The sequence below is a fragment of the Acinetobacter sp. UBA3132 genome, from assembly GCF_002364825.1.
In the GTDB taxonomy this organism is placed as follows: Bacteria; Pseudomonadota; Gammaproteobacteria; order Pseudomonadales; family Moraxellaceae; genus Acinetobacter; species Acinetobacter schindleri.
In genome coordinates this window covers 7,611-12,173 of record NZ_DEZM01000018.1, presented here as the reverse complement: position 1 = coordinate 12,173, position 4,563 = coordinate 7,611, and the positions used below count along the sequence as shown (strand labels likewise).

The 4,563-nt window shown below is 41.1% G+C and carries 2 protein-coding genes and 1 pseudogene; all 3 read right to left on the bottom strand.

The genetic code is table 11. The features are described from left to right. Positions 1 to 428: pseudogene (locus B4033_RS00695) on the bottom strand (hypothetical protein); the annotation flags it as partial. Next, the gene (locus tag B4033_RS00690) at positions 429 to 1,247 is read right to left on the bottom strand and encodes a hypothetical protein (protein ID WP_180095923.1); all 819 of its coding nucleotides are present in this window, start codon (positions 1,245 to 1,247) and stop codon (positions 429 to 431) included. 84 nt (positions 1,248 to 1,331) lie between these two features. Continuing rightward, the gene (gene acnD, locus B4033_RS00685; RefSeq protein ID WP_286831136.1) at positions 1,332 to 3,938 is read right to left on the bottom strand and encodes a Fe/S-dependent 2-methylisocitrate dehydratase AcnD; all 2,607 of its coding nucleotides are present in this window, start codon (positions 3,936 to 3,938) and stop codon (positions 1,332 to 1,334) included. Positions 3,939 to 4,563: the final 625 nt, after the last annotated feature.

The window sequence follows — 4,563 nt, the reverse complement described above, 5'->3', positions numbered from 1 at the left end:
GAGTTCTCTCTAAATTTTTGAATAATTATTTCTAATTTATCTACAGCTATATCCTTTGCAAAAGTCCTCGTCTCGCTTGCAGATAAGTTTAATTCCACTAGAAAATGAGAGAAATAGCCATTCTTGACATCAATCAGGTTAAAGAAAAGGTTTTCAAAACTTTTCAAGCTCTCTGTTCGCTTTGTATTCTCAATTTGCTCAATCAACTTTCTGTTAGATTGATTTTGTAAACTTAGGGATTTAATTAATAAAATTATAGAAATAAATCCAAATAATGGATTTAGAAGTCCACCAATGAAATCACCTAACTGCCCCCATACTGCTTGGTCTTTGGATAAAGGAAAGCCTAAAACCATATAAAATTGGTAGATATAGCTAGAAAATGCTAAAAATAAAGCAATTCCAGCGGCCCAAATATAATTTTTCATTTAGGCAAACTCTTTAAAAATATATTTTACAATACGTCCATCACCCAATTTTACAGGTGAAACTTTTAAATCTAGGTATGACCAGTTTTCTTTATCCGCACCCATAATATGATTAAGATTTCCAGAAAAAATTCTCTTTGTCTCAACTGGTAAACTTTCAAATACTTTTCCGAATCCAAATGCAACAGTACTATCTGCATTTTGCATTTGAATTCTCCCATTACCAGTATGTACATTTAACTTTGTCACTGCCGCTTTGATATCTATAATCTCATTTTGTTCCACAGCATTAAGTGCTTCATAAGTAGTAGCATTAAAATTTTGAATTAATACAGGTTCATGAGCATATTTTCTATATCTAATTTTTAAGGAATAACCAAATGCTCTATGAATTTTATGTAATGTTCTTAATGGATTTCTTAATTTTTTCATCAATTGCTTGATTGTTCTATTAGATAACTGCTCTAGGACGGCTAGTGCTTCTTGGCTCAACTCTTTTGGATCCTCATACAATGCTTCAGATATAAAATGCTCAACGAGCTCAACAAACGTATCTTTCCCCATCTTTCTTAAAGCTAAAATCGCATCTCGATCATGAGGCTCTAAACTAAAAACTTGACCATAAGAACCTTTAAAGTTCTTCTCTAAGTTAGTCCTTACATCATTTCTATGAGTTTTTCGATCAGCAAGGTCATCAGTTAATAAAGCCTCACCGATTAATCTAAATGTATCAGAAACACCTTCCAAACTTTCAAGACCAGTTTTCATGTCAATTGAAAAGTCTTCAGAATCGATTAAAAAATCAAACTTAACATTCATACTAATCTCAAATATTTTGCTTTTCAAAAACTTAAATATAATAAAGCCTTTAGTTAAAACATAAAGGCTTTATTAATAAAATTATTAAACCAAATTCCCCTCTAAAAAGTCCTGTGCAAAGCGCTGTAATACCCCACCCGCTTCATACACATGCACTTCTTCTTCGGTATCCAGACGACAGGTCACAGGCACTTCAATCGTCTGTTCCTTACCATCTTCAGTTGCGCGCTCAATCACAAGTGTCAAAGTCGAACGTGGTGCAATATTACCAATCACACTATACAACTCTGTACCATCCAGCTTTAAAGTCTTGCGGTCTGTACCCGGTTTAAACTCAAGTGGAAGAACGCCCATACCGACCAGATTGGTACGGTGAATACGCTCAAAACCTTCAGCCACAATCGCTTCTACACCAGCCAGACGCACACCTTTGGCTGCCCAGTCACGACTTGAACCCTGACCGTAGTCTTTACCAGCAATCACGATCAAAGGCTGCTTGCGGTTCATGTAGGTTTCAATCGCTTCCCACATCCGCATCACTTCGCCTTCCGGCTCCACACGCGCTTTAGAACCTTGTTTGATGGTGCCGTCAGAACGTACCACCATTTCGTTATACAGCTTCGGATTCGCCAAGGTTGCACGCTGTGCAGTCAGGTGATCGCCACGGTGCGTGGCATAAGAGTTGAAATCTTCTTCAGGTAAGCCCATTTTCGCCAGATATTGACCCGCTGCTGAATCCAACACAATCGCGTTTGATGGAGATAAATGATCGGTAGTGATGTTATCGCCAAGGATTGCTAACGGACGCATATTTGCCAGAGTACGTGGTGCAGCCAAAGCTCCTTCCCAATATGGCGGACGACGAATATAAGTACTTTGTGGACGCCAGTCATATAGCGGACTTGCCGCCTGCTCGACTTCGCCCAAATCAAACATTGTAATATAGACTTTCTGGAACTGCTCAGGCTTCACCGAAGTTTTGACCAATGCATCAATTTCTTCATCCGATGGCCAGATGTCTTTCAGGTAAATCGGATTGCCATCTTTGTCTGTGCCTAAGGCATCTTTCTCGATGTCAAAACGAATCGTACCGGCAATTGCATAAGCCACGACTAATGGTGGAGATGCCAGAAAAGCCTGTTTCGCGTACGGATGGATACGGCCATCGAAGTTTCGGTTACCGGACAATACCGCTGTGGCATACAGGTCACGGTCAATAATTTCCTGCTGAATCTTTGGATCGAGTGCGCCCGACATGCCGTTACAGGTCGTACATGCATAGGCTACGATACCAAAGCCCAGTTTTTCCAGATCTTCAAGTACATCTGCTTCTTCCAAGTACAGCGCAGCTGCTTTAGAACCAGGTGCAAAAGATGATTTCACCCATGGCTTACGCACTAAACCAAGCTCATTGGCTTTACGTGCCAATAAACCTGCTGCAACAGTATTACGTGGATTGGAAGTATTGGTACATGAAGTGATCGCCGCGATGATGATCGCACCATCTGGCATCAGGCCATCGGTACGGTTTTCTACCACACCGGCAATGCCTTTCTCTTTCAGGTCAGCAGTTGAAACACGCGCATGCGGATTCGATGGACCAGCAATATTACGGGTCACAGTCGACAGGTCAAAACGCAGTACACGTGGATATTCCGCTTGTGTCATTTCCGATGACCACAGACCAATTTCCTTGGCATAGCCTTCAACCAGTTTGACTTGTTCTGATTCACGACCAGTCAGGGTCAGATAATCAATGGTGTTTTGATCAATATAGAACATGGCAGCCGTTGCACCATATTCAGGGGTCATATTAGAAATTGTGGCGCGATCACCCACTGACATGCTGTCAGCACCTTCACCAAAGAATTCTAAGTACGCACCCACAACACGTTCTTTACGCAGGAATTCAGTTAAGGCCAAAACGATATCTGTTGCGGTAATGCCCGGTTGACGCTGTCCAACTAACTCTACACCGATAATATCTGGCAGACGCATCCAGGATGCACGGCCCAGCATCACGTTCTCAGCTTCCAGGCCACCAACACCCACCGAAATTACACCCAATGCATCAGTATGTGGCGTATGCGAATCTGTACCAACACAAGTGTCCGGGAATGCAACACCGTCACGGTTCTGAATCACCGGTGACATTTTTTCCAGATTGATCTGGTGCATGATGCCGTTACCGGCTGGAATCACATCAACATTTTCAAAAGCCGTTTTGGTCCATTCAATAAAATGGAAACGGTCTTCATTACGACGGTCTTCCACTTCGCGGTTTTTACGGAATGCATCCGGATCAAAGCCGCCATACTCCACCGCCAGCGAGTGGTCGACAATCAGCTGGGTTGGCACCACCGGATTGACTTTGGAGGGGTCACCGCCCTGATCGGCAATCGCATCACGCAGACCGGCAAGATCGACCAGTGCCGTTTGCCCCAAAATGTCATGACACACCACACGTGCCGGATACCAAGGAAAATCATGTTCCTGCTTACGCTCAATTAACTGACGCAGTGACTGTTCCAGAATGGCAGGATCACAACGGCGTACCAACTGCTCTGCCAGCACTTTGGAGGTATAGGGAAGTTTGGCATATGCGCCTGGCTGAATATCTTCAACGGCCTGACGCACGTCGTAATATTCCAGCTGGGTACCTTGCAGCGGTTTACGGTAGTTGTTGTTCATAGCTTACCTGCCTCTTGAATCGTTCTTCTGTACTGCATACTTGTTGTAGATGTTTCACATCGTTTTGCAGGCATAGTACACTGTGGAAAAGCCATTTCCCAAATCTTTTATATTTCATAAACTTATATATAAAAAACAGCGTTTTTGAAATAAATGGATACATATTCTTTAAAAGAATGGCTCTAAATCCTTATTTTCTAGAAAAAAACCGGGCAAATCCTTCTTATTCTTTAGTATGAGAATAGCCTTGTAGCTCAAAAAATAGACTTATTTAAGATTAACGGTATCTTTTATTTTTTCATTTAAAGGCAAAAGACGATTTTTAGATGACCTGAGTTTCTGGGTAGAAATAGCACTAGTTGAATAGATAATTTTTTGACTCTTTTCCATCTTTGGCAAGATCCTTAGCCTGACAATAAACCATAGCATCAATAAAATTTTTCAGGTTTATTTCTATCTCTTTTTAGTTTTTAGGAAAATGCAATATGCGCTTGGTACCTGAGAACCTGTAAAGCAAGTGAGCCAGATTAAAATCCCTAAATTTTTTAAGATTTTTTTACAGTCGATGATTTCTTGCAAATTAATTTAAATATCATAATTAATTCAAAAACTTAATAGTTATTTT